The sequence below is a fragment of the Psychromonas aquatilis genome, assembly GCF_038155185.1.
In the GTDB taxonomy this organism is placed as follows: Bacteria; Pseudomonadota; Gammaproteobacteria; order Enterobacterales; family Psychromonadaceae; genus Psychromonas; species Psychromonas aquatilis.
In genome coordinates this window covers 1-26978 of sequence record NZ_JBAKAZ010000036.1, presented here as the reverse complement: position 1 = coordinate 26978, position 26978 = coordinate 1, and the positions used below count along the sequence as shown (strand labels likewise).

The 26978-nt window shown below is 37.7% G+C and carries 24 protein-coding genes and 2 tRNA genes; 24 read left to right on the top strand and 2 right to left on the bottom strand.

Annotated elements, in window-relative coordinates; all coding sequences use genetic code 11:
• The first annotated feature begins 35 nt into the window (after nt 1–35).
• The 4 genes from V6256_RS10275 to greA all read left to right on the top strand — a co-directional run bounded on the left by V6256_RS10275 (nt 36) and on the right by greA (nt 4526).
• Nucleotides 36–1238 (top strand): Bcr/CflA family efflux MFS transporter, encoded by a 1203-nt coding sequence (locus V6256_RS10275; RefSeq protein WP_341598121.1) that lies wholly within the window; start codon nt 36–38, stop codon nt 1236–1238.
• Nucleotides 1239–1515: 277 nt separating this feature from the next.
• Nucleotides 1516–3102, top strand: coding sequence for a peptide chain release factor 3 (gene prfC / locus V6256_RS10270; RefSeq protein WP_341598120.1), 1587 nt, complete (start codon nt 1516–1518; stop codon nt 3100–3102).
• 81 nt (nt 3103–3183) lie between these two features.
• The gene (locus tag V6256_RS10265; RefSeq protein WP_341598119.1) at nt 3184–3969 is read left to right on the top strand and encodes a TatD family hydrolase; all 786 of its coding nucleotides are present in this window, start codon (nt 3184–3186) and stop codon (nt 3967–3969) included.
• Between the two features lie 77 nt (nt 3970–4046).
• Nucleotides 4047–4526, top strand: a complete 480-nt coding sequence (gene greA, locus V6256_RS10260) for a transcription elongation factor GreA (RefSeq protein ID WP_341598118.1) — start codon at nt 4047–4049, stop codon at nt 4524–4526.
• 96 nt (nt 4527–4622) lie between these two features.
• Here the strand turns inward: greA and yhbY are convergent, their stop codons facing one another.
• A complete protein-coding gene (gene yhbY / locus V6256_RS10255) occupies nt 4623–4919 on the bottom strand; it encodes a ribosome assembly RNA-binding protein YhbY (protein WP_341598117.1) in 297 nt (98 codons plus the stop codon).
• Nucleotides 4920–5029: 110 nt separating this feature from the next.
• Between yhbY and rlmE the strand changes: the two genes are divergently transcribed.
• The 17 genes from rlmE to V6256_RS10170 all read left to right on the top strand — a co-directional run bounded on the left by rlmE (nt 5030) and on the right by V6256_RS10170 (nt 23658).
• Nucleotides 5030–5683 carry a 23S rRNA (uridine(2552)-2'-O)-methyltransferase RlmE gene (gene rlmE / locus V6256_RS10250; protein ID WP_341598116.1) on the top strand — a complete coding sequence of 218 codons (654 nt, stop codon included), beginning with the start codon at nt 5030–5032 and terminating at the stop codon, nt 5681–5683.
• 61 nt (nt 5684–5744) lie between these two features.
• Nucleotides 5745–7718, top strand: coding sequence for an ATP-dependent zinc metalloprotease FtsH (gene ftsH / locus V6256_RS10245; RefSeq protein ID WP_341598128.1), 1974 nt, complete (start codon nt 5745–5747; stop codon nt 7716–7718).
• Nucleotides 7719–7812: 94 nt separating this feature from the next.
• Nucleotides 7813–8643, top strand: a complete 831-nt coding sequence (gene folP, locus V6256_RS10240; protein WP_341598115.1) for a dihydropteroate synthase — start codon at nt 7813–7815, stop codon at nt 8641–8643.
• 121 nt (nt 8644–8764) lie between these two features.
• Nucleotides 8765–10096, top strand: a complete 1332-nt coding sequence (gene glmM / locus V6256_RS10235; protein WP_341598114.1) for a phosphoglucosamine mutase — start codon at nt 8765–8767, stop codon at nt 10094–10096.
• A gap of 195 nt (nt 10097–10291) precedes the next feature.
• Complete coding sequence (gene secG / locus V6256_RS10230; protein ID WP_341598113.1) at nt 10292–10615, top strand: preprotein translocase subunit SecG; 324 nt, start codon at nt 10292–10294, stop codon at nt 10613–10615.
• Nucleotides 10616–10623: 8 nt separating this feature from the next.
• Nucleotides 10624–10708 (top strand) — tRNA-Leu (locus tag V6256_RS10225).
• Nucleotides 10709–11006: 298 nt separating this feature from the next.
• A tRNA-Met gene (locus V6256_RS10220) sits at nt 11007–11083 on the top strand.
• A gap of 380 nt (nt 11084–11463) precedes the next feature.
• A complete protein-coding gene (rimP, locus tag V6256_RS10215) occupies nt 11464–11922 on the top strand; it encodes a ribosome maturation factor RimP (RefSeq protein WP_341598112.1) in 459 nt (152 codons plus the stop codon).
• Nucleotides 11923–11936: 14 nt separating this feature from the next.
• Entirely contained in the window at nt 11937–13436 is a 1500-nt protein-coding gene (nusA, locus tag V6256_RS10210; protein WP_341598111.1) for a transcription termination factor NusA, read from the top strand.
• A gap of 25 nt (nt 13437–13461) precedes the next feature.
• Nucleotides 13462–16110: a translation initiation factor IF-2 gene (infB, locus tag V6256_RS10205; RefSeq protein ID WP_341598110.1), complete on the top strand. Its 2649-nt coding sequence runs from the start codon at nt 13462–13464 to the stop codon at nt 16108–16110.
• Nucleotides 16111–16388: 278 nt separating this feature from the next.
• Complete coding sequence (gene rbfA / locus V6256_RS10200; protein WP_341598109.1) at nt 16389–16796, top strand: 30S ribosome-binding factor RbfA; 408 nt, start codon at nt 16389–16391, stop codon at nt 16794–16796.
• Between the two features lie 2 nt (nt 16797–16798).
• Nucleotides 16799–17740 (top strand): tRNA pseudouridine(55) synthase TruB, encoded by a 942-nt coding sequence (gene truB, locus V6256_RS10195; RefSeq protein WP_341598108.1) that lies wholly within the window; start codon nt 16799–16801, stop codon nt 17738–17740.
• Between the two features lie 27 nt (nt 17741–17767).
• On the top strand, nt 17768–17977 hold the full coding sequence (locus tag V6256_RS10190; protein ID WP_341598107.1) for a hypothetical protein: 210 nt from the start codon (nt 17768–17770) through the stop codon (nt 17975–17977).
• A 21-nt stretch (nt 17978–17998) separates the two neighbouring features.
• Nucleotides 17999–18601: a protein-disulfide isomerase gene (locus V6256_RS10185; RefSeq protein WP_341598106.1), complete on the top strand. Its 603-nt coding sequence runs from the start codon at nt 17999–18001 to the stop codon at nt 18599–18601.
• A 237-nt stretch (nt 18602–18838) separates the two neighbouring features.
• A complete protein-coding gene (locus V6256_RS10180) occupies nt 18839–20698 on the top strand; it encodes a TIGR00341 family protein (protein ID WP_341598105.1) in 1860 nt (619 codons plus the stop codon).
• Nucleotides 20699–20776: 78 nt separating this feature from the next.
• A complete protein-coding gene (radD, locus tag V6256_RS10175; RefSeq protein WP_341598104.1) occupies nt 20777–22582 on the top strand; it encodes a DNA repair helicase RadD in 1806 nt (601 codons plus the stop codon).
• 155 nt (nt 22583–22737) lie between these two features.
• Complete coding sequence (locus tag V6256_RS10170; RefSeq protein WP_341598103.1) at nt 22738–23658, top strand: LysR family transcriptional regulator; 921 nt, start codon at nt 22738–22740, stop codon at nt 23656–23658.
• A 171-nt stretch (nt 23659–23829) separates the two neighbouring features.
• Here V6256_RS10170 and V6256_RS10165 read toward each other — a convergent pair whose 3' ends face one another.
• On the bottom strand, nt 23830–24675 hold the full coding sequence (locus tag V6256_RS10165) for a phytanoyl-CoA dioxygenase family protein (protein ID WP_341598102.1): 846 nt from the start codon (nt 24673–24675) through the stop codon (nt 23830–23832).
• Nucleotides 24676–24947: 272 nt separating this feature from the next.
• On the opposite strand from V6256_RS10165, the gene V6256_RS10160 reads away from it, so the two are divergent.
• From V6256_RS10160 to V6256_RS10150, 3 genes are all read left to right on the top strand, one after another.
• On the top strand, nt 24948–25775 hold the full coding sequence (locus V6256_RS10160) for a sugar phosphate isomerase/epimerase family protein (RefSeq protein WP_341598101.1): 828 nt from the start codon (nt 24948–24950) through the stop codon (nt 25773–25775).
• 336 nt (nt 25776–26111) lie between these two features.
• Nucleotides 26112–26564, top strand: a complete 453-nt coding sequence (locus tag V6256_RS10155) for a DUF1499 domain-containing protein (RefSeq protein ID WP_341598100.1) — start codon at nt 26112–26114, stop codon at nt 26562–26564.
• Between the two features lie 88 nt (nt 26565–26652).
• On the top strand, nt 26653–26946 hold the full coding sequence (locus V6256_RS10150) for a hypothetical protein (protein ID WP_341598099.1): 294 nt from the start codon (nt 26653–26655) through the stop codon (nt 26944–26946).
• Nucleotides 26947–26978 lie beyond the last annotated feature (32 nt).

Sequence of the window (26978 nt, the reverse complement as noted above, 5' to 3'; positions counted from 1 at the left end):
GAATAACTACCGTTTTTATCAATGTGGAGATAAATGTGAAACAAATACAACCGATCCTAGGTAAAAGAGGCACGTTGTTTTTTTTAGTGATTATTAGTGCTTTTCCTCCATTAACCATGGACCTTTATTTACCTGCTTTACCGACTATGGTTGAAGTTCTGCAGACTAACCAGGCAATGGTAAATTTAACCTTGAGTGCATACTTTATTACTTATGCCATTGGTTTATTGTTTTGGGGGCCGCTCAGTGAAAAGTTTGGGCGTAAAGCTATTTTATTAACGGGTATCTTTATTTATGTTACAGCTAGTTTATGTTGTGGTTTCTCTAGCTCAGTTGAGCACTTAATTTTATTTCGAGTGTTTCAAGCATTTGGAGGTAGTGCCATTACCGTGGTGGCAACAGCTGTTATCAAAGATCTTTATGATGGTCGTGAGCGAGAGAAAATCATGGCAACTATTATGTCGCTAGTGATTATTGCGCCAATGGTTGCGCCTGTTTTAGGTGCTTTTTTATTAAAAGTCGCTTCTTGGCATATGATGTTTTTTACTCTGGCTATTTTTGGCATGTTTTCGGCTCTGTTTGCTTTATGTTATAGCGAGACATTGCCAAGCCGTTATACCGGTTCAATATTACGCTCTTGGGGGCGTTTAGGAGTGGTATTAAAACATCGTAAATTTGTTTTCTTACTCGCAATTTTTTGTATTGTACCAATGGCACTAATGGCATTTTTAGCGGCAGGATCTTACATTTATATCAATCACTTTAATCTTACTGAACAAGAGTTTAGTTATGCTTTTGCTTTCAATGCCTTTTTCGCTTCATTTGGCCCTGTGATTTATATTAAATTATCAAAAGTGATCAGTGTACAAAGAGTAATCACCATGTGTTTTTTGATTTTGTTAATAGTTGGGTTTATTACGTTTACCTATGGAATGAGCTCTCCTTGGTTATTTGCTGGGTTAGCAGCCCCTGCAACGTTAGCCGTGATAATGATGAGAATACCTGGAACCAACCTAATGTTAGATCAGCATGATACCGATACAGGCTCGGTAGTAGCGATCATACAGTTTTCGAGCATGGTATTTGGTGCATTAGGAATGACGATTGTTTCTTTATACCCTGAAGCCTTGATTGAAAGTTTAGGTGTGATTCAATTCTCTATTGGTTTATTAGGCGGTATTGGTTGGTTGTTGATTAAAAAACGTGATTTTGTTGCTGACAAGCTTGTTAAAATATAAGGCATAGTATTAATTGATATTAATGCAGTGCATGCAATTACAAGGTTAGTTGTTGTCACTTATTATTACAACTGACCGTTGCTTTATAAGTTTGCTGTTATAGGGCGAGCTAATTAACTCGGTTAAATTAATAACATATTATTGGTTGTAAAATTGCAAATAATAGAAAATGAATTCATCGACTCAATTTGCTATAATCCTGCCAAATTTATAATTCACTCATTCTAAAGAACATTATAATGCGCACATTGCTGTGTATATAAAGAGAAAACTAAATATGGCAGACGCTAAATTTCTAGAGGCAGTCAACTCTAGACGTACATTCGCAATCATCTCTCACCCTGATGCGGGTAAAACAACCATTACTGAGAAAGTATTATTATTCGGAAACGCGTTACAAAAAGCGGGTACCGTAAAAGGTAAAAAATCTGGGCAACATGCTAAGTCTGACTGGATGGAAATGGAAAAAGATCGTGGTATTTCTATCACCACCTCAGTAATGCAATTCCCGTATAACGATGGTCTAGTAAACTTACTGGATACACCGGGGCATGAAGATTTCTCGGAAGATACTTACCGTACGTTAACTGCAGTTGACTCTTGTTTGATGGTAATTGATGCCGCAAAAGGTGTTGAGCAACGTACAATCAAACTCATGGAAGTAACACGTTTACGCGATACGCCTATCATTACCTTTATGAATAAATGTGACCGTGATACGCGTGATCCTATTGAGTTGATGGATGAAGTTGAAGAAGTCCTTAATATCGCCTGTGCACCTATTACTTGGCCAATCGGCATGGGTAAAGAGTTTAAAGGTGTTTATCATATTTTACGTGATGAAGTGATCTTATATGAATCAGGTCAAGGACACACGATTCAAGAAGTGCGCATTATTAAAGGGTTAGATAATCCTGAATTAGATAAAGTATTACCAAATCATGCTGACGATCTACGTGATGAGATGGAGTTAGTCGTTGGTGCTTCTAATGAATTTGATCAAGAAATGTTTTTAGCAGGTGAATTAACCCCCGTTTATTTTGGTACGGCATTAGGTAACTTTGGTGTTGACCATGTACTCGATGGCTTAGTGGAGTGGGCACCAAAACCATTACCAAGAGCAACAGTACAGCGTGTTGTTGAACCAACAGAAGAAGTTTTCTCTGGTTTCGTATTTAAAATTCAAGCTAATATGGATCCAAAACACCGTGACCGTATTGCTTTCATGCGTATCTGTTCAGGTAAATATGAGAAAGGCATGAAGATGCACCATGTACGCACCGGTAAAATGGTTAGTATTTCTGATGCGGTAACCTTCATGGCGGGTGATAGAAGGGCTTCTGATGAGTCATACTCAGGTGATATTATTGGTTTGCATAACCATGGTACGATTCAGATTGGTGATACCTTTACTGTAGGTGAAGATCTGAAATTTACCGGTATTCCGAACTTTGCACCTGAAATGTTCCGTCGTATTCGTTTAAAAGATCCATTAAAACAAAAGCAGCTACTGAAAGGTTTGATGCAGTTATCTGAAGAAGGTGCTGTGCAAGTGTTCCGTCCATTGCGTAGTAATGATTTGATCGTTGGTGCTGTTGGTGTACTACAGTTTGAGGTGGTTGTTCAACGTTTAAAATCTGAATATAAAGTAGATGCAATCTATGAAGGTATCAGCGTTGCAACGGCGCTTTGGGTTGATTGTGAAGATCCAATTAAAATGGCTGAGTTTGAGAAAAAAGCACACGATAACCTTGCATTAGATGGTAGTAACAACTTAACGTATGTTGCACCTACCATGGTTAATCTTAACCTGGCAATGGAACGTTATCCTGACGTGAAATTCCGTAAAACACGTGAACATTAATAGTTAATATTATACTTTAAGTGTTTATCATTAAGCGTCTTCGGACGCTTTTTTTATAGGTTACTGAAAGGGCGTAATAATATGTTTATAGATAGTCACTGCCACTTAAACTTTGATTGCTTTGGTGATGATAGAGAGGCATTAAACTCAGCATTACAGAACGCTAACATCAATAAGCTTATTATTCCTGGTACCGATGCTAAGCGTTGGCCTGAAGTGGCTGCATTGGCGGCACAAAATGTCGGTTTTTATTATGCTTTAGGGATTCACCCTCATTTTCTTGACACCTTTGAGGAAGCACAATTAAGTGATTTACAGTCTTTGTTAACTGAAGCATTGGCTGCTGATAATAATAAATGTGTCGCTTTGGGTGAAATTGGTTTAGATAAATTAATTACAACAGAATTAGCTGAACAAGAGGCTGTGTTCTTAAAGCAGCTCGCGATAGCTGAATCATTAAAGTTGCCAGTTATTTTACATGTTGTAAAAACACAGGCTCGTGTTCTGGCGCTATTAAAACAAGCGAAGTTCTCTCATGGAGGGGTGTATCATGCTTTCTCAGGGAGTGTTGAGGTGGCTAATGAGTTTATTAAATTGGGCTTTAAATTAGGTCTTGGTGGGGTGATCACTTACCCTAAATCACATAAGACACGTTTAACGGTAAGCCAATTACCATTAAGTTGTTTTGTCTTAGAAACAGATGCGCCAGATATGCCTATTTATCAACAATCAGAAGCATATAACTCGCCGCTTAACTTGCCGATTATTTTTCAATCTTTGTGCGAACTGAGAAAAGAATCTGTACAACATGTGTCAGCGCAAATTTATGACAATACCAATCTTATTTTTCCTTTAATCAATGACTAATCTATAAAATTCACGTAAAATAACCGCTTTCAAAATATAGTCAATGAAACAATGTTTCCATAATAAGGTGATAGTCAATGAGTCAATACCCAATGACAGCAAAAGGCGCTGATATTTTACGTGAAGAATTAGAGCAATTAAAAACAGTAAAACGCCCTGAAATTGTTCTTGCTATTGCAGAAGCTCGAGAGCATGGTGATTTAAAAGAAAATGCTGAATACCATGCCGCTCGTGAACAACAAGGATTTTGTGAAGGGCGCATTCAAGATATTGAAGCTAAATTGTCTAATGCACAAATTATCGATGTTAGTAAAATAACCAACAATGGTAAAGTTATCTTTGGTTCAACTGTTACTATTGTTAATGCTGAAACAGATGAAGAAGTAACTTACCAAATAGTAGGTGATGATGAGTCAGATATTAAAAAGAACTTAATCTCGATTAATTCACCTATTGCACGTGGTTTAATTGGTAAGAAGTTAGATGATGAAATATCAATTACAACACCGGGTGGTGTGATTGACTATGATATTATCAAGGTTGAATACAAAGCATAGTGTTAAATATCTATGTTCAGTATTATGCATAATGCAAATAATAAAAAGCCCAGTTAAACTGGGCTTTTTATTAGGATTTTTAAATTAAAACGTTAATTATTTACGTGGTAATTCAATTTTTTTAGCTTCACTTGGACGATATAAAGCAACAATATGCCCGATTTTAGCAATCGCTAACGAATCTGTTTCGCGTACTATCGCATCGATAATAAGCTGTTTTGTTTCACGATCATCTGTAGCTACTTTTACTTTGATTAACTCATGGAAGCTAAGCGCATTTTCTATTTCAGCTAAGACACCTTCAGTTAAGCCATTTTGTCCCAGTAAGACAACTGGTTTTAAAGGATGGGCTAAGCCTTTTAAAAATTGTTTCTGTTTTTTTGATAAATTCATGCAAATTTCTTTTCATTAAGGGTTGAAAACACGACATTCTACCCTTAAATATTAACCTTTACTATTTAGATTATTATTTATCCGAATATTCTTTCATTAAGGAAGTCATTGTGGCCAAATCAGACAGTACAAATCGTCTTAAAAAAAGTGCATCAGGTAGCTCTAAAAGATGGATGCACGAACATGTCAATGATAAATACGTTAAAGAAGCGAATAAACAAGGTTTACGCTCACGTGCTGTTTTTAAATTAGATGAAATCAACGGGAAAGATAAACTGATACGTTCAGGTATGACCGTTGTTGATTTAGGTGCTGCACCTGGTAGTTGGTCTCAGTGGGCTGTTGATAAAGTGGGATTGCAAGGTAAAGTGATTGCCTGTGATATTTTACCGATGGATTCGATTGCTGGTGTTGACTTTCTGCAAGGAGATTTCCGAGAAGAAGCCGTATTAAATGCTTTGTTAACACGTATTGGTGATAATAAAGTCGATGTGGTGTTATCTGATATGGCACCTAATATGAGTGGAAATACAGGAATTGATCAACCTAAGTCTATGTATTTAGTTGAGTTAGCGCTAGATATGTGCCGCGATGTATTAGTCAAAGATGGCAGCTTTATTGTTAAAGTCTTTATGGGCGCGGAATATGAATCATACCTTGCTGAAGTACGAAAATTATTCAAATCAGTTAAAACCAGAAAACCTGATTCTTCAAGAGCGAGATCTCGAGAGGTTTATTTAGTGGCGACGGGTTTTAAACTGTAGTAGTCTTCTTTATCAATAACTTTCTTTTCATTATTAACATGAGGTTTACATCTTGAACGATATGGCAAAAAACCTGATATTGTGGTTAGTCATCGCAGTAGTATTGATGTCTTTATTCCAAGGCTTTGGATCAGACGACACTCAAAAGTCACAAATAGACTACACAAGCTTCAATAAAGAAGTAAGCCAAGGACTTATTCAACAAGTTCAAATCAATGGCCAAGAGATTAAAGGCTTGAAAAGTAACCAAACACCATTTGTTACTTATATTCCAGCTCCAGATCTAGACTTAGTAAATTACCTAATCAAAAATGACGTAAAAGTTGAAGGTACTGCACCAGAAGAGCAAAGCTTTTTAGCTTCTATTTTTGTTTCGTGGTTCCCAATGTTATTACTTATTGGTGTTTGGATTTTCTTTATGCGCAACATGCAAGGTGGCGGTAAAGGTGGTGCAATGTCATTTGGTAAAAGCAAAGCTAAATTGATGAGCGAAGACCAAATAAAAACAACGTTCGCAGATGTTGCTGGTTGTGATGAAGCGAAAGAAGATGTTGTTGAGCTAGTTGATTACCTAAAAGATTCAAGTAAATTCCAAAAATTAGGTGGACGAATTCCTACAGGTATTCTTTTAGTGGGTCCTCCTGGTACAGGTAAAACATTACTGGCAAAAGCGATTGCAGGTGAAGCAAAAGTACCTTTCTTCTCTATTTCAGGTTCAGATTTCGTTGAAATGTTTGTTGGTGTCGGTGCTTCACGTGTACGTGACATGTTTGAGCAAGCTAAAAAATCAGCGCCTTGTATTATCTTTATCGATGAAATCGATGCTGTAGGTCGTCAACGTGGCGCTGGTATGGGTGGTGGTAATGATGAGCGTGAGCAAACACTTAACCAAATGTTAGTTGAAATGGATGGTTTTGAAGGTAATGAAGGTATCATCGTTATTGCCGCAACTAACCGTCCTGATGTATTAGATGCTGCATTATTACGTCCTGGACGTTTTGACCGTCAAGTTGTCGTTGGGTTACCTGATGTACGTGGACGTGAGCAAATATTAAAAGTACATATGCGTAAAATTCCTTTAGAGGAAGACGTAAAAGCAACGGTATTAGCACGTGGAACACCTGGTTTCTCTGGTGCTGATTTAGCTAACTTAGTGAACGAAGCGGCTTTATTTGCGGCACGTGGTAACAAACGTACTGTTTCAAAAGAAGATTTTGAACAAGCCCGTGATAAAATATTAATGGGTTCTGAGCGTCGTAGCTTGGTTATGACACCTAAAGATAAAGAGTCAACGGCTTATCATGAAGCGGGACATGCAATTGTAGCTAAACTAGTGCCACAGCATCACCCAATTCATAAAGTAACGATTATCCCTCGTGGACGTGCTTTAGGGGTTACTCAGTTCTTGCCTGAAGGGGATCAGATCTCACAAAACAAAGATGAGTTAGAAAGTAGTATCTCAGTTGCTTACGGGGGCCGAATTGCTGAAGAACTTATCTATGGTGCTCAGAAAGTATCAACGGGTGCATCGCAAGATATTAAACAAGCATCAGCAATTGCTCGAGCAATGGTTACTGAATGGGGCTTCTCTGAAAAACTAGGTCCTATCTTATTAACTGGAGAGCAAGGTAACTTACGTTCTAACGTGGTTTCTCATGAAACGGGTAAAATTATCGATGATGAAGTGAAAATCCTTATCGATACGAACTACAAACGTGCTTACAAACTATTAACTGATAACATTGATATTCTTCATGCAATGAAAGAAGCATTGATTAAATATGAAACTATCGATACAGATCAAGTTGATGATTTAATGGCTCGTGTGACAGTTCGCCCACCAAGTGATTGGGATAATGAGAAAGAAGTTGAATCAATTAAAGAGAAAAAATCAACAATTGATATGACCAGACCAGCAAAAGGTAAAGTAGATACTACTAAGAAAGAAAAAGTGGATACGACTAAAGCGCAAGACGTTACCGATGCTGAACAGAAACAAGATGTTTCATCAGAAGATGAAAAAGACAATAAATAAGTTATTGTTTTAATACTGACTTTAAAAAAACCTAAGCTTGCTTAGGTTTTTTTTAATCTGCATTTTATTTATTACCTTCAAAAAGAATAAGCCAATGATCTTAACTAGCCGCAATAAACAACTTTCATTGAAATACCCTCAGGTTATGGGGATTTTAAATGTTACGCCCGATTCCTTTTCCGATGGTGGGCAACATGCCCAGGTCGACAAAGCCATTGCACATGCTCAAAAGATGCTAGCGCAAGGAGCAACTATTATTGATATAGGTGGCGAGTCGACACGCCCCGGTGCAAGTGATGTGTTATTAAATGAAGAGTTAGACCGAGTGATTCCTGTTATTGAAGCGATTAAAAAAGAAAATGATTGTTGGATCTCAATTGATACCAGTAAAGCTGAGGTAATGACAGAGGCTGTTAAAGCCGGAGCGGATATTATTAATGATGTAAGAGCATTACAGGAGCCTGGAGCCTTACAAGCGGCTGTACAAGCAAATGTACCCGTTTGCTTAATGCATATGCAGGGGCAACCAAGAAGTATGCAAACAGCGCCTAATTATGATGATGTTGTTGCGCAAGTGAAGCAGTTTTTAATCACACGTAGTAAACAGTGTATTGAAGCGGGTATTGCTGCGGATAATATTATTATTGATTTAGGCTTTGGTTTTGGCAAATCACTTGAGCATAATTTTGAATTGTTAAATGCAACAGAAGCATTTTTAGATTTAGGCTTTCCCGTGCTAACTGGTGTTTCTCGTAAATCTATGTTTGGACAGTTATTAAATCGTGATATAACGGAGCGCTTAGCTGGAAGTTTAGCTGGAGCAATGATTGCAATGCAACAGGGCTCAAAAATTATTCGAGTTCATGATGTCGCTGAAACAGTTGATTTGATGAAAGTATTAAAACAGGTAAATACTTTTAAATAATATATAATTAGATAAATATTATTTAGGCTTTAACAGCGCTATTTACTTTAAAATAAGCAGATTGGTTTGTCAGCGACAACTCAATTTAAATTGCTTGTCACAGATAACAATAAGAGTTTTTATGAACAAAAAATATTTTGGTACCGATGGTATTCGTGGAAAAGTAGGGGAGTCATTAATTACCCCTGAATTTGCATTAAAATTAGGCTGGGCAGCAGGTCGAGTATTGGCAAAGTCAGGTAGTAAAAAGGTACTTATTGGTAAAGATCCTCGAATCTCAGGTTATATGCTTGAAGCGGCTTTACAGGCTGGTTTAACCTCTGCAGGAGTTGTACCTGCATTAGTTGGTCCAATGCCAACACCTGCGATTGCTTATTTAACTCATACTTTTCGTGCAACTGCCGGGATTGTGATCAGTGCGTCACACAACCCTTATTACGATAATGGCATTAAGTTCTTCTCTGAAGAGGGGACCAAATTATCAGAGAAAGTTGAGTTAGAGATTGAAGCTGAAATAGACAAAGAATTAAAATGTGTTGATAGCAGTGAAATGGGTAAAGCTTACCGTATTACCGATGCTGCGGGTCGTTATATTGAGTTTTGTAAAAGTACTTTCCCATCAGAATATGATTTAACAAACTTAAAAGTCGTTGTTGATTGTGCAAACGGCGCTACTTACCACATTGCACCGCTTGTTATTAGCGAGTTAGGTGCCGAAGTTATTGCCATGGGCGTTGAGCCTAATGGCGTTAATATTAACTTAAATTGTGGCGCAACAAGTATGGATGCGATTGCCGCTCGAGTGGTTGAAGAAAAAGCTGACTTTGGTATTGCTTTTGATGGCGATGGTGATCGAGTAATGATGGTTGACCATACTGGCTACGTGCTAGACGGTGATGAGCTTTTATATATTATTGCTCGTAATAAGTTACGTAAAGGGACATTAAATGGTGGTGCAGTAGGTACTAAAATGTCTAACTTAGGTTTAGAGCAAGCGCTTAAAACATTAGGTATCCCATTTGACCGTTCCGATGTTGGTGATCGACATGTAATGGAGCTAATGAAGAAAAATGGTTGGTCTATTGGTGCTGAAAACTCTGGCCATGTTATTTGTGCTGAGCATATCGGAACAGGTGATGGAATCGTTTCAGGTTTACAGGTGATTAGTGCAATGCAAGGCAGTCGTATGAGCTTGCATGATTTACGTCAAGGTATGCGTAAATACCCGCAAATATTAGAAAGTGTTCGTTATAATAATGCTATCGATCCGCTCAGCGATCCGGATGTGTTAGCTGAGTTAGCTAAAGTCGAAGAGATCTTAGGTGATCGTGGCCGTGTTTTATTAAGAAAGTCTGGTACAGAGCCGGTTTTCCGTGTGATGGTGGAAGCTGATGAAAGTGAAGAAACAGTAAGAGGTTATGCGGAATCAATTGCGAGTAAAGTAAAAGCGTAATTTTAAGGGATTTACTGTTCTAACCTTAGATTAAGTTACTCGCTGATGGTTTTTTATACGGTTTTACCGCGTAAACTTGAAAGCGAGTAATTTGTAGCAATATTCTCTTGTGATTTGTATCCGCATTGGGTAGTATTCGTCCGCTTCTTTGTGGGAGCAAATGAAGTTCAATAAGATAAATTAGGTAGTTTAAATATGTATGAGATACTGTTAGTTGTTTATATAATTGTTTCAGTTATTTTAGTTGGTTTTGTATTGATCCAGCAAGGTAAAGGAGCTGGCATGGGCGCTTCATTTGGCTCTGGCGCTTCAAACACAGTATTTGGTGCAGGCGGTTCAGGTAACTTTATGACTCGCACGACAGGTATTTTAGCATTAGCTTTTTTTGTAATCAGCTTAGTGTTAGGTAACCTTTCTAGTCATCATGTATCAACTAATGATGAATACTCTAATTTAGCAATTGAAGAAGCTGCTGAAGCGCCAGTAGAAGTTGATACTTCTTCTGAGATCCCAGAGTAATAGTTAACGCGGATATGGTGGAATTGGTAGACACGCAGCCTTGAGGGGGCTGTGGCTTAGGCCGTGAGAGTTCAAGTCTCTCTATCCGCACCAACTTTAGTTTTATAATTGCATTTGAAACACGATCTCGTTATAATACGCTCGTTTTCAAGGCATGAAGTAGAAGTCCTATTTTATACCTCATATAACAAAAATTTAATTTAAGTGTTCTTAACATTTAAATATAGTTCGGACGCGAAATAGAACAGTCTGGTAGAAAGTTAGTCGGGCTCTTTCTTAGCGGTAAAAGGCGAAGGTTGTAGATTCAAATCTTGCTCTCGCAACAAGTGATTTATCACTTTATAAAAGTTTTCGTTTGAATGTTATTATAATGTTTAAGCAATAGTTCGGACGCGAGATGGAGCAGTCTGGTAGCTCGTCGGGCTCATAACCCGAAGGTCGTAGGTTCAAATCCTGCTCTCGCAACCACATTCAAGTGTATGTTTTAAGGAAAGCTCGTCGGGCTCAACTCTTAATAAAACACTAGTGAAGCTGGTAGATTGACACGCCGTCTTCGCAAGTACTATTGAAGTTACTTGTACAATTAAAGTAAAGTTTCAATCGCGAAAGAAAGATTTAAATCTAACTTTTGCAACTACATTCGATATTGCGGAAACTAATGGCAATATCTTGTTTGATTTAATCAAACAAAACGAATGAAGCTCCAATTTATTGGGGCTTTTTTGTTATTTGCGTATTTGATTTTTTGAAAATACGTTTACTGACAACTTATGTTTATCAAAAATAAACATAAGTTGTTATTGAAATAGGGCTTTATGCCCTTTTTTTGTTTCTGAAAGGGGATAGATTTGGCAAGTTTAGAAGAGCGTCTAACGGAAATGTTAGCGCCAAGTGTAGAAGACCTTGGCTATGAGTTAGTTGGTATTGAATATATTCGAGCAGGTAAGCACTCGATGTTACGTGTTTATATTGATCAAGAAGCTGGCATTCTAGTTGATGATTGTGCAGCAGTAAGTCGTCAAGTAAGTGCGATCATGGATGTTGAAGATCCAATTACTAATGAATACACATTAGAAGTGTCTTCACCAGGTTTAGAAAGACCACTATTTACAGCACCTCAGTATGCAGCATTTATTGGCGAAGAAGTTAAAATTCAATTGCGTATGCCTATTCAAAACCGTCGTAGATGGAAAGGTGTAATAAGCAGCGTTGATGGTGAAATTATTTCCGTTGCTGTTGAGGGTAAAGAAGAGCGCTTTGCGCTGAGTAATATCCAAAAAGCAAATATAGTTCCAAAATTTGATTAATTAAGGCGTTAAAAATGAATAATAAAGAGATTTTATTGGTTGTTGAAGCGGTTTCAAACGAAAAAGGCTTACCGAGAGAAGCAATTTTTGAAGCGCTAGAAAGTGCACTGTCTATTGCCACGAAAAAGAAATATGAATTAGAGATTGAAGTGCGTGTTGATATCGACCGTGAAACAGGTAACTTCGATACTTATCGTCGTTGGTTAGTATTAGAGTCAGATGCTGAAATGGAGTATCCTGCTAAAGAGATGACTTTTGAAGCAGCTCAATACGACAATCCAGAGATTAAAGTCGGCGAATATATTGAAGATGAAATTGAGTCGGTAACATTTGACCGTATTACAACGCAAACAGCAAAACAAGTAATCGTACAAAAAGTACGTGAAGCTGAGCGTGCACAAGTTGTTGCTCAATATGCAGAACAAGAAGGTGAGTTAATCACTGGTGTTGTTAAGCGTATGACTCGTGATAGTATTTTATTAGATTTAGGCGCGAATGCAGAAGCAGTTATTTTCCGTGATGAAATGTTACCACGTGAAAGCTTCCGTCCAGGTGACCGTCTACGTGGTTTGTTATTCAAGGTTAGCCCTGAAGCTCGTGGTGCACAATTATTCATGACGCGTACACAACCACAAGTATTAGTTGAGTTGTTTCGTTTAGAAGTGCCTGAAATCGCAGAAGAAATGATTGACCTAATGGGCGCTGCTCGTGACCCAGGTTCTCGTGCTAAAATTGCGGTTAAATCAAACGATCAACGAATTGACCCAATTGGTGCTTGTGTTGGTATGCGTGGTGCACGTGTTCAAGCTGTTTCAAATGAGCTTGGCGGTGAGCGTGTTGATATTATCCTTTGGGATGAGAATCCTGCTCAATTTGCAATTAATGCGATGGCGCCAGCTGAAGTAGCATCAATTGTTGTTGATGAAGATACACACAGCATGGATATTGCTGTTGAAGAAGATAACTTAGCACAAGCGATTGGCCGTAACGGTCAAAACATTCGTTTAGCATCTCAACTAACAGGTTGGGAACTAAATGTAATGACAGTTGCAGAGTTACAAACTAAGCATCAAAATGAAGCAGACAAAGTGATTACAATGTTTACCAACGCATTAGAAATTGACGATGATTTTGCTGGTGTATTAGTTGAAGAAGGTTTTAGTTCTCTAGAAGAAATTGCTTACGTTCCAATTGAAGAGTTATTAGCTATTGATGGTCTTGAAGAAGAGATGGTTGAAGAGCTACGTACTCGTGCAAAAGACGTATTAGCAACTAAAGCGCTTGCTGCAGAAGAAAACTTGGAAGGTGCAAAACCTGCCGATGATTTATTAGCGCTTGAAAACTTAGAAAAGCATCTTGCATTTGTATTAGCAAGTAAAGGTGTTATCACATTAGAAGATTTAGCAGAACAAGCTGTTGATGATCTACTAGAGATTGAAGAACTAGATGCAGAGAAAGCAGCAGAGTTAATTATGGCTGCACGTAACATCTGTTGGTTTAGTGAAGATGCGTAATAGCGTCAGTATGGAGAAATAAATAATGTCAGAAATTCTATTAAAAGACCTCGCAAAAGATTTAAATAAATCTGAAGATGCTTTAGTTAAGCAGTTTGCAGCGGCAGGTATCACTAAAAAAGCTAGCGATAAAGTAAGTGTTGAAGAAAAAGAAAAATTAACGTCTTACCTTCAAAAGCAACATGGTGGTGAGCAAAAACAAAAAATGACTTTACAGCGTAAAACTAAATCAACGTTAAATGTTAAAGGTCAATCTAACGCAGTTAATGTTGAAGTTAGAAAGAAACGTACTTTTGTTAAGCGTACAGACGAAGAACTGCAAGCTGAAAAAGCGGCTGAGCAACAAGCAAAAGCTGAAAAAGAAGCTCAAATTCAAGCTGAATTAGACGCTAAAAAAGAACAAGCTGAAAAAGCATTAGCAGAAAAACTAGCGGCTAAGAAAGAAGCGGAAGAAAAAGCAAAAGCAGCTGCAGCAGCAAATAAGCAAAAACAAGCAGCGACTAAATCTGTAAAAACAGAAGAGCAAATACGTTTAGAAAAAGAAGCGGCTGATTTACAGAAAAAAGCAGAAGCTGAAGCGCTAGCTAAAATTGAAAAAGAAGCTGCATTACAAGCTGAAAATGCTAAAAAACTAGCAGAAGAAAATGCTGCTCGTTGGGCAAAAGAAGAAGCTGACCGTAAAGCAGCTGAAGGTGCTGATTACCATATCACTACATCGTCAGAAGCTCGTGCGGCTGAAGATTCGGTAGATGCTAAAGCTGAAGGTACAACTCACCGTAAAAAGAAAAAGAAAGTTGCGGATAAGCCACTTGAAACACCTTACTCACGTCGTAACAACCGTAATAATCGTCGTGGTAAGAAAGGTTCAACAGCAACACCTTCTGCACTTCAACAAGCATTTGAGAAACCAGCTGCTAAAGTTGAACGTGACGTTAAAATTGGTGAAACAATTTCAGTTGCAGAATTAGCAAATAAAATGGCTGTTAAAGCAACTGAAGTAATTAAAGTCATGATGAAGATGGGTGCAATGGCAACTATCAACCAAGTGATTGACCAAGAAACTGCAACTATCGTTGCTGAAGAAATGGGTCACAAAGTTATTTTAACAAAAGAAAATGAGTTAGAAGAATCAGTACTAGCTGAAGCGCAACAAGGTGGTGCTAAAACATCTCGAGCGCCTGTTGTTACTATCATGGGTCACGTTGACCACGGTAAAACATCATTACTTGACTACATTCGTCGTGCAAAAGTTGCTGACGGTGAAGCCGGTGGTATTACTCAACATATCGGTGCTTACCACGTAGACACAGATAAAGGTATGATCTCGTTCTTAGATACTCCTGGACACGCGGCATTTACGTCAATGCGTTCACGTGGTGCTAAAGCAACAGATATCGTTATCTTAGTAGTTGCAGCAGATGATGGTGTAATGCCACAAACTGTTGAAGCGATTCAACATGCTAAAGCTGCTGGTGTACCATTAATGGTTGCTGTGAATAAAATCGATAAAGAAGGTGTTGATTTTGACCGTGTTAAAACGGAACTTTCACAACATGACGTTATTTCAGAAGAATGGGGCGGTGAAAACATCTTCTCATACGTATCTGCAAAAGTAGGTACAGGTGTTGATGAACTATTAGATAGCATCCTACTACAAGCTGAAATGTTAGATTTAGAAGCAGTATCTACTGGTCCTGCATCTGGTGTTGTTATTGAATCTCGTCTTGATAAAGGTCGTGGTCCAGTTGCTTCTATCTTGGTACAACAAGGTGAACTTAAACAAGGCGATATCGTATTATGTGGTCTTGAGTACGGACGTGTTCGTGCAATGCGTGATGAAAATGGTAAGCCGATTGAATCTGCTGGTCCATCAATTCCTGTGGAAGTACTTGGTTTATCAGGTGTTCCGGAAGCGGGTGATGAAGCGACAGTGGTTAAAGATGAGAAGAAAGCACGTGAAGTTGCATTATACCGTCAAGGTAAATTCCGTGATATTAAACTAGCTCGTCAACAGAAAGCGAAACTTGAAAACATGTTCTCTAACATGGAAGCGGGTGAAGTATCTGAACTTAATGTTGTACTTAAGTCTGATGTTCAAGGTTCACTTGAAGCGATTTGTGAGTCACTAAACAAACTATCTACTGATGAAGTTAAAGTTAACATCATTGGTCGTGGTGTTGGTGGTATTACTGAAACTGATGCATCACTTGCTTCTGCTTCTGGTGCTATCGTTATCGGCTTTAACGTACGTGCTGATGCATCTGCACGTAAACTAATTGATAATGAAGCGGTTGAATTACGTTACTACAGCATCATCTATGATCTAATTGATGAAGTTCGCTCTGCGATGAGTGGTTTATTAGCACCTGAGTTCAGACAAGAAATTACAGGTATTGCTGATGTACGTGAAGTATTTAAATCACCTAAGATTGGCGCTATCGCTGGTTGTATGGTGACAGAGGGTACTATTAAGCGTAATAATCCAATTCGTGTACTACGTGAAAACGTGGTTATTTACGAAGGTGTACTTGAGTCACTGCGTCGCTTTAAAGATGATGCAAACGAAGTTCGTAACGGTGTTGAATGTGGTATCGGTGTTAAGAACTACAACGATGTACGTGTTGGCGACCAAATCGAAGTATTTGAAACTGTTGAAATTAAACGTTCTTTATAATTTCAGTTTTAAATAATTACTATTAATGGGGGCTTTTGCCTCCATTCTTATTTATACCCATTGCATTAAATGTATAATCCATAGTTATATTGATTATTTTTACTGTGTTATAGAGATAAGCTAAGGCTTATGTTGATAGGTTAATTTTTTAACCTTAGTCTGACAGGCTGTTTTAAAAGAGGCAGCTAAGCAAGTGAATGTGAGCAGTAAACTAGTCTTATTTATTATTATAATTGGTATTTATTGACGCTTAAAGAGCGTCATTTTAGGAGTTAAAAATGGCAAAAGAATATAGCCGTACTTCTCGTGTTTCTCAGCAAGTACAAAAAGAGCTTGCTCGAATTTTACAACAAGAAGTTAAAGATCCTCGCATCGGTATGGTAACCATATCTGGTGTTGATATTACGCGTGACTTAGCTTACGCAACCGTATTTGTCACCTTTTTAACGATTGGTGATCAAACAAATGAAGAATCATTAAAAGGCTTAAATGCCGCTTCTGGTTACATTCGTCGTTTATTAGGAAAAGCAATGCGTTTACGTATTGTACCGGAAATTCGTTTTACTTTTGATGAGACATTAACTGAAGGTTTACGTATTTCTGAATTGGTTAGTGGTGCAGTTAAAAACGATAAAGTGAAATTAAAAGAAGCTGGTCGTGAAGAAGATCAAGAAGAGGAAGCATAGTAATGGCAAAACGTGGAAAGGGTCGCCCGATTAATGGCATCGTTTTATTAGATAAACCTACGGACATCAGTTCCAATCATGCATTACAACGTGTTAAACGTATCTTCTTTGCACAAAAAGCAGGACATACTGGTGCATTAGATCCGCTTGCAACCGGTATGTTACCTGTCTGTTTAGGCGAAGCGACTAAGTTTTCGCAGTTTTTATTAGATTCAGATAAACGCTACACAGTAACCGCAACGCTAGGCGTTAGAACAGACACAAGCGACTCACAGGGTGATGTGGTTTGTGAAAAGCCTGTATCGGTTACGCAGGAGCAACTTGATATTGCACTGGATACGTTCCGTGGTGATATTGAACAAGTACCTTCTATGTATTCAGCCTTGAAATTCGAAGGTAAACCACTATATAAATATGCACGTGAAGGGATCACCATCGATCGTCCTGCTCGTCCTATTACTGTTTATGAAATTAACCAATTACGCTTTGAAGGTAATGAAGTTGATCTCGATATACACGTTAGTAAAGGGACTTATATTCGCACTATTGTTGATGACCTAGGTGAGTTATTAGGCTGTGGGGCACATGTTTCTATGTTGCGTCGTACGCAAGTTGCCGACTACCCATATCAACGTATGGTGACTATTGAAGAATTGGAAGCGTTAATTGTAAAAGCTAAAACAGAAGATATTAGCCCATACGATTTATTAGATCCGTTGTTATTAGAGATGGATACAGCAGTAAAAAATTATCCAGAAGTGAACATTTCAGATGAAATGGGCGCTTACGTATTGCATGGTCAACCAGTACAGGTCTTTGGTGCACCGGACAATACAATTGTTAGGATCACAGTAGGCGAGCAAAAAACCTTTATTGGTGTTGGGCAAATGAATGATGATGGATTAATTGCACCGAAACGATTAGCAAACTTAGATCTCTCTTAATTGTATTTCTAGTGAATGGGTATCAATATGACTAAATTAGATTTCTCTCAAATTAACAAAACTGCTGCTGACTCATTTAACCAGCAGCGTAACCTAATAAAACGCATTGCTAAAGGGCAGACAGTACTTTGTGATGCCTGTGATAAGCCATTAACGTTAACGGTACTTAGCGAAGGCGAAAGTGGCGTACAATGCAGTGAAGGTTGTACCCAGATTAATTTAGAACTCGAGCAATAAAAATCGAGTAAGGTAGTATATATGAGTTCAGAACTATATTTTATTTACGACTCTCATTGTCCATGGAGTTATGCAGCAACACCATTGGTGGTCGCATTGAGTGAAGCTTTTCCAGAAATGGAAATACATGCTTGGCATTGTGCAAACTATGATGGTGGTAATAGTGTTGGTTTCAATACGATTAAATCCGTTGAACGAGAAAGCGATGTCACTTTTTCACAGAAATATATGCGTTTTGTAGACAGCCCTAAAAACAGTATTATCAGTGCCAACTTATTAACCTGGCTAGCGACTAAGCAGTCGGATAAATTTTTGCCTGTGTTACAAGCGATGCAACATGAGCATTTTGTTGAAGGTAATTCATTAGGTAAAAAAATAGATTTCTTTGAATTATCAGAAGAGTTGAAGTTATCGATTCCAAACAAAGTATTCAAAGAAGAACTAAGCAAAGATGCGATGTTTGTACAGTCGGATATTAGTGAGCTTCAAGAGTTTATGGGAACAGCTGCATTTCCTGCTTTATTATTAGTACACAATGATAACGCTGTCTTATTAAACCATGCTCAATACTTGAGTAATCCTAAAAGCATCGTTTCAGATGTAAGTAAGCAATTACAAGATTAACTTGCCTACAGTGTTAACAGTAACCTGTTTTAATGACATTTTGCTGTTAACTCTTGCCTCCTCCTCGTAATACAATCTATTTCAAACTTGTTTACTTATCTAGCAACAGTTGTTCCTTTCATATCTTGTTTTCTTTTCTCTGTTCTTGTTGTTTGTAATTTTTAGTTGCTGGGTTTGTATCTTGCCGTATTATAAAACCAATATGTTTTCTTCTAATTTAGTGTAAAGAGAGTGATTATGTCCGATAGTTTTTTACTTTTTGATATTGAAGAAAAAGATAAAATTGCAGATAAAGTGTTACCCCTATTCGAAGAGGCGGTGTTACCTAGAGCGTGGGAAAAGCATCAAGTTCAATTTAATGAAGGAACACGAGTTTATGCTTATGTTAATGACCAACAAGCGGCTGATGTTATTGAGGCTGCAATAGAAGGGGGGTGGCAATTAGCTATTTTACCTCATCCTCAATCCATTTATGCAAAACGTGGTTTTTGCGGTCAAAGTAATCTCGAGTTAGCGATAAAGGGAGCTGAACAAAGTGAGCCTAAACAAGTTAGTTTAGTAAGGTGTAACGGACGCATTTTATTGAGTGAGTTAGTTTTTGGTGAGAGTTTTAATCTACTACCTAGTGCAAAAAGTTTAAACTTAATTGATAGGATTAAATTAGCGTGGACAAATGCCAATAAAATTCGTCAAGCTTGCCCACAAAAAATAACCATATCGACAGCGAATAATAATCAATTTACTACCGCAGCTTTAGGGGTTGTTATTGCCGCTCATGTCCATGATTCGTGGTTATCTAAGCACATCTTGCCTAATAGTCATATTAATGACGGTATGATTCATGCGATCGTTATTGCACCGCGTAGCATTATTGAATTATTACGCTTTATTACTATTTCAACGTTAGCGCGATATTATGCTTTACCACGCTTTCTCGGGTTAGTTAAAACAAAAGGCTTAACTGTTACTAATGGAGAGTCTTTAAACTATCAGATAGATGGACAGCAAGTACAGGCTGAGACGCTATCAATACAAACGGAAAACGAAGTATTAACATTGCTCGTTGGTGAGTCATTACCTATCATTGATACATCGAGTGTCGATAAAGAACAATGTAAAACGAGTAATTTACCGGTTGGTGAAGCAGTAGCCGGTATCGCCACTAAACCCTTGGCTTTTATTGCCCGTGCGGCCACCGAAGAGTTTAAAGATCTGTATCAATTACTAAGGGATAATGCGACTCCATCGGCAATATTTTTAACATTAATGGCGTTATCTACTTTATTGGCCAGTGTTGGTTTATTTGCAAGTTCGGCACCGGTTATTATAGGTGCAATGATTTTAGCTCCGCTGATGGGCCCAATTGTGTCTTTATCAATGGCGCTAACCAGACAAGACTCCTCTCTGTTAACAGCCAGTGCCAAAACCTTGAGCATTGGCATATTAGTTTCTTTAGGATTTTCATCGATTGCCAGTTTTATTATTCCAATGGAAATCATTACTCCTGAAATTGCTGCTAGATTAAGTCCTAGCTTATTAGACTTAGGCGTCGCTGTTATTTCAGGTATTGCCGCAGCCTATGCGCATGCACGTGTTGATGCTGCTAAAAGCTTAGCTGGAGTTGCAATTGCGGTGGCATTAGTCCCGCCTTTATCAGTGGCGGGCATTGGGATTGGTTGGGTAGATTACCATGTAGCGTGGGGTGCTTTATTATTATTTCTAACTAACTTAGCTGGGATTGTCTTTGCTGCTGCGTTAACTTTTTTAGCATTAGGTTATGCGCCTTTTACTCGTGCTAAAAAAGGCTTACTGATTGCGTTTATTGGCGTTGCGTTAGTTTCAATACCGTTAGTTTTTAGCTTTATGCGTTTAGCTGATGAAGCAACAATCATCCAGCAACTTGAAGGCAAACAAGTTGGAAAAATAACCTTAAGGGAAGTCACTGCAAATGCACTTAGCCCGATTAAAGTATCCGTTAAACTAGTAACCCCTGAAACACTAACCAGTGATAATTTAGATGCCGTCAAAAAAGCTATTGAAGTGCAACTTCAACAACAGGTGATTATGGAAGCGGAAGTGATTATTCGTCGTGAATAAATAGCATTGCTATCAATAAAAAGAACAGGCCTGAATATGTTAAAGTATTTCTTTTTTATAACTCACTAAGATGGTTTTATGTTTACACTCCGTCCGTATCAACAAGATGCTGTTAATGCAACTTTACATTATTTTCGTCGCTTTAGTTCGCCTGCCGTATTAGCGCTTTCTACCGGTGCAGGTAAAAGTTTAATTATTGCAGAGCTTGCTAGGATAGCGAAAGGGCGTGTGTTAGTACTTGCTCACGTTAAGGAGCTAGTAGAACAAAACCATGCAAAATATGAAAGTTATGGTGTTAAAGCATCTATTTTTTCAGCTGGATTAGGGCGTAAAGAAACCTCGCAGCAAGTGGTCTTTGCCTCTGTTCAATCGATAGTAAATAACCTGGATTTATTCGACGATGCTTTCTCATTATTGGTGATTGATGAATGTCATCGAGTGCCAATGCAGGGCGACTCAAGTTATCAAAAAGTGATTAAACACTTACAAGCTATCAACCCAAAGTTAAAGGTTTTAGGATTAACAGCCACTCCTTACCGCTTAGGTTTAGGCTGGATTTATCAATACCATACTCGAGGACAAGTGCGTAGTGAGAGCCCGCGTTTTTTCCGTGATTGTATCTTTGATTTACCAATCCGTTTTTTATTAGATGAGAAGTTTTTAACTGAGCCTAAAGTGATGGATATGGCGGTATTAAGTTATGACTTTTCACAAATATCACCCGCGAATACTGGTTCATATAAAGAATCAGACTTAAATAAAGTCATCGAAAAGTCCGGTAGAGCGACGCCAGAAATTATTAAGTCGGTGATAGCACATGCCAAAGATCGCCAAGGCGTTATGATTTTTGCCTCAACGGTAAAACATGCTCAGGAAATCATGGGTTATTTAGCAGAGCAAAGTGCAGCTTTAATCATTGGGGACACTGCCGGCCAAGATCGCGATAAAATTATTCAGGACTTTAAATTAAAAAAGATTAAGTACTTAGTAAATGTATCTGTTTTAACCACAGGTTTTGATGCACCACACGTCGACTTAATCGCTATTTTAAGACCAACGGAATCAATTAGTTTGTACCAACAAATTGTTGGGCGAGGGTTGCGTTTATCGGAAGGTAAAAAAGATTGTTTAGTGATGGAGTTTGCAGGGAACTGTTACGATCTATACCAACCAGAAGTGGGGCAAGAAAAGCCAGAGAGCGGTAGTGAAATTGTGAGTATTCCTTGTCCTGCTTGTCAGTTCACTAATAACTTTTGGGGTAAAGTCGATCCTGCTGGTTTTGTGATTGAGCATTATGGTCGTAAATGCCAAGGGTATTCTTTAAAAATAACAGAAGATGAACAGGGCAATAAATTTGAAGAGCGCGTGCATTGTGATTATCGTTTTCGCGCTAAATTTTGTGATCAGTGTGGATTAGATAACGATATCGCTGCTCGCGTCTGCGGTCACTGTGAGGCTGTATTAGTCGACCCCGATAAAAAACTACGCGAAGCATTAAAGTTAAAAGATGCGATGATTATTCGCTGTGATGATATACAACTTGAAGCCTCTAAAAATAAGCACGGTAAAAACCAGTTAAAAGTAACTTATTATGGTGGAGAAGGGCAAATTAGTGAGTTTTGGCAATTAACCACGGCCAAGCAAAAAGCAATGTTTTTACAGCGCTTTATCCAACCACATTTGATTGACCGTTTTCGCCCTTTTACCGAGTCTTCGGTAACCAAAGTGATTCAAAATGAACATAGGTTACAAGCACCTGAAATTGTTATTGCGCATAAGGTGGGACGATTTTGGCAGGTAAGAGATAAACTATTTAATATAGAGCAGTTTCCAAAAGCAGTGGAAGTATTACAGCAGATTGAGTCCTCACCAGCAGAAGCGTAACTAGGGAGGAACAGTCATCATAAAAGGTTATAGTGATCACTGTAAAAACCACTAAAGTAAATGTTCAGCTTTGCTACATATGTTGATTGTTCAAGAAGAGGATGGGTTGTAGAATCGATTTTACTTATTTGAATATCAGGTTGTTGAAGTAGAATATGGAAATTTCACAGTTAACGCGTATTAATATTAATTTATTAGTCACATTACAGGTGCTTTTACAGGAAAGAAATGCTTCATCTGCCGCAATAAGGTTGAACTTAAGCCAGTCGACGATCAGTAAAAATTTGTCACAACTGAGACATATTTTTAGTGACCCTTTATTTCATCGTATTTCTCACGGTCTAATGCCAACGCCCTTAGCACAAGAATTAGAGCCTAAATTAAATATTGCGGTTAATGCGATTAATGAAATCTTTTCCCCATTAGAGTTTGATCTTAAAGAATATAAAGGCTGTTTTAACCTTTCGATGCAAGAAAGTGCTTTTGAGTTTGTGTTATCAAAAGTGATGCAAAGAGTATTAGATGAAGCGCCTAATATGAGAATTAATACTTGGTTTAAAGATAATATTAGTATTGAGCAATTAAACCAAGGTCGCTTGGATTTTGTGATTATTCCTCATGACGTTGGACAACAAATTAACTTAAACAATCAACTGAATATTGACGAACTGTACCGAGACGAATTGGTTTGTTTAGTACGCGATAAAAATCCGGTTTTACAAAAAAAGTGGGATCAGCAGGCTTATTTAAATAGTAAACATATTCATGTTAAAGATAATGAGTTGGGGTTACCCATGTTTGACCAGTCTTTATCTAAATTAGGTTTTCAAAGGAATGTAATAGCACAAGTGCCTGACTTTAATGCAGCAACAAGTTTGTGCTGCCATTCTGACTTGGTATTTACAACCACTAAAAATTGGGCTGATTCAGCTTTAAAGTCTAAAGGGCTAGTTAAACTCGATTTACCTTGTCCATCTGAGCCTGTGGTTTATTCATTGATTTGGCATCAGCGTAGTGAAACAAATCATGCGCATAGTTGGTTAAGAACACAGTTATTAAGTCTCTTTAAAGCTTAACCCTTTTCACATATTGTCAGTAAATCAAGTTAAGCTGCAAAACTTGCTTTAATATTGAGCCTTATTTAAGGATCATAACGGCTACATTAAATAGCGTGTCTAAGATTTTCACGGTAAAAGCAGCTTCATTCAAGGCATAAATTGAGCTGCTTTAATAAGTAAAGTAGAGCACTATTTATTGGTATTAAATCCTCGTAAGGGTAATGTTTTAGCTTGTAACCAATTTTCAGCTGCGTATTCACATTCACCATCAGTCACATGTAATGTAAATGCTTGGCGAGATTTTGGTGAGCGATTAGGTGCACTGTAATGCGGTAATTGTCCTTGGAAGACGACTAAGCTACCCGCTTTAACCTCTACGCTTTTTCCGCTTTTTTCCGTTGGCCATGGCATATCATCCAACTGCACCATGGTGGTTTGTTTACCTTGTAAATTAAAGCGTTCACGTAATGGGCTTAAATGTCCACGAGGTTCAACCCAAAGACAACCATTCTCTAGCGTTGCGTCTTCAACTGCAAACCATAAGGTTACAACACTTTGTGGGGTGGTAAAAAAGAAACTAGCATCTTGATGCCAGTTAACAACACCGCCTATATTTGGTTGTTTAAAAATATACATAGATTGACGAATTTGTGGCGTGACCATGCCAATATCGGAGAGGATATCACCAAGTAGTTGTTGATGACTAAAAGCACTAAATACAGGATCGAGCTCATGCAAAGCATGGCCAATTTTGTTGATGCATAACGCACGCTCTTGCACTAATTGACCTTGTTCATTAAATGCTTCTTCCTCAAAAAAACATTTAATCTGTTCAGCAGAGTCTAAGAAGTAAGAGTCATCACTGCGATCATTATCATTGGTTGTAAATACATGATCTGGGCTATCTTCAGCCCATTGTTCAACTATTTTATTGGCACGTGCTTTGATTGCTTCTATTTCATCTAGAGGAATTACTTCATCCATTACGATGAAGCCTTGCTCATTATAATGTTTTATTTGCTCTGCTGATAACATGGGTCATTTCCTTGCTGATAAATTCAAGTATTTGTCAATTTAAATAGAGTAGGCTTTACTTTTATTTAACAAATATAACCTTAACCCAACATTTCTAATATTGAATAAAACGAATATCTATTTTTCCAAATAGGAATATTAAATAATGAGATAATAACGGTATTCTATTTCTATTTATTTGAGTTTAATGATCTTTGGCCGTAAAAATGCAGGGTAATTAAGCTCAATAGCTAATACTATCAACCTACTAATGCTAACAAGAGAGACTCAACATGAAGCTTAATTTTCATAAATCACTTTGGGAAGTAGAGTGTGCAAATGTAAGTGACTTAAACCATCACTTAGCGGTGATTCAGAATGAAGGTTATCAAGGAACAGAGTTGTTTTTACCTTTTTATAATATTGATCTTGATGCAACGCTTGAAGCACATGCATCGAGAGGCTTAGATATCATAACGGGTATTGCAACCGATGGAAAAGATCTACAGGCACATGTAGCGAGTCTGGTGAAACAAGTCGAATATGCCTCGTTATTTTCACCTAAGTTAATCAACTGCCATACTGGACGAGATATCTTTAGTTTGGAAGATAACCTCACTTTATTTAAAACGGCACTTGAATTAGAACAACAGTATGGGATTACTATCACTCATGAAACGCACCGCTTTAGACCTACTTTTAGCACCTTTGGGACAGAGCAAATTATTGATGCATTACCTGAATTAAAATTAAATTTAGATATAAGTCATTGGATGGTAGTGCATGAATCTGATTTAACAGACCAACAGGAACGATTAGATAAGTTATTTAAATCGGTTCATCATATTCATGGTCGAGTGGGCTATGAAGAAGGACCGCAGGTAACCGATCCTCAGCAAGCGTGTTGGCAAGAACACCTTATAAATCATACTCAATGTTGGCAGAAAGTGATTGATAATGCGTTAGCGCGTAAACAAGAAGCGTTCACGATTACTCCCGAGTTTGGCCCATTCCCTTATGCTCATAGAGATCCTACCACAGGTGATAATTTGACTAATATTTGGAAGGCCAATCGTTTTATGAAGCAGCATTTGTCAGAAAAATTAATTATTCCAACATAAAAATATCATTGTTAGGCTGTATCTTATGTTTGCATTGAATCAGCCTAGAATTGTATCGCTATTTTTTGTTTGTTAGAGTCTTTTACGAACAATATTTTTCCATAAAAAATCATTAAAATTAAGCAGTGATGACTGCATAAAAAGAAAGACTTATTACTTATTCAGTAGACTGATTTAAGGTGTTTAGATAGCAATGTTTTCAATATAAAGTCGTTTCTAAAAACGTTGAAATATCAGTTAAATGGAAACATTAAAGCGTATATTGAAAGGGTTGTGATCTTTTAAGAGTCAAGATACATATTGAAGTTTAATGTAGATAAAACAAGGTTAATTAATATGAATAAATTATTTTATATTCTGATTGCGATTGCTGTGATTATTGTTGTCGCATTTTTTGTGATGGGAATGGTCTCTAAAAAAGGTCAGGCACCCGGATTAAAAGAAGGGCATTTACAGGCCTGTGAGACGACTGATAATTGTGTGATCAGTGAAACTATTAATGGCCATCCTGCGACCATTGTGCCTCTATTATTTAGTGAAGAAAAAGCAGTGTTTATAGAAAAGCTTAAAAAGGCAATTGCAGCAATGGATGGCAAGATAGTAAAAGCAGAAGAATCTTATATTGCTGCAACATTCACCTCTGGTGTGTTTGGGTTTGTTGATGACCTCGAGTTGAGAGTGACTGATAATCAACAATTACATTTTAGATCTGCTTCTCGTGTTGGACGTAAAGATTTTGGTGCTAATAAAAAACGCATTGAGCAATTAAAAAGCTTATTAGTTGATTAAGCATTTAATAGGTAGACAAGCTAAACCTGATGCCCTTTATTATTGGAGAGTAAGATGAATAGCAAAAAAAACCAAATTATCAGTTGCTATGGCGGCGATCTTCGCTGGTTTGTTAAGTAGTACTCATGTTTACTCAGCGCCTGAGCAGGGTCCTGTTCATCCACCAGCGCCTGAAAACTCTGCTGAAAGTGCAGCTATTCAAGCTCGTTTAGGTGATACAGGAACATTGATGGGTAGTATTCCGATTCCCCAATCAGTAGAAACGTGTGGAAATGAGCCGGGGATAACACGGTTAATTTGTTTAATTGATCTTTTGAAGTCCAATGTTTCCGAGGATTTATTAGCATTAATGCAATTAGATTATACCAATTATATTAAATAAGTGATCTAAATTTTACGCAGAAAAAATGACTT